This window comes from Levilactobacillus paucivorans (assembly GCF_001437125.1).
Lineage (GTDB): Bacteria > Bacillota > Bacilli > Lactobacillales > Lactobacillaceae > Levilactobacillus > Levilactobacillus paucivorans.
Genome location: NZ_JQCA01000159.1, coordinates 1 through 218, shown reverse-complemented (window position 1 = coordinate 218; position 218 = coordinate 1). Strand labels below are relative to the sequence as shown.

Genomic DNA, 218 nt, shown 5'->3' with positions numbered 1-218 from the left:
AGGTTCAAAATGTCTTAGTTGATGGTGGTTATTCAGGCGTTAATTTTCAGCTCGATGTAGCCAGTAATTTAAACGCAACCGTGCAGGTTGCGAAGCGTAATGAGTTGCATCGATTCGAAGTCATACCCCAACGTTGGGTAGTCGAACGCTCCTTTAGTTGGTTAGAGAATTGTCGGCGACTTTGGAAAAATTGTGAGCGTCAATTAACCACCAGTCTG

The 218-nt window shown here is 44.0% G+C and carries 1 protein-coding gene; it reads left to right on the top strand.

The genetic code is table 11. The features are described 5' to 3' along the window. On the top strand, positions 1-218 hold a 218-nt coding region (locus tag IV54_RS11630), incomplete at both ends, for a transposase (RefSeq protein WP_237756715.1).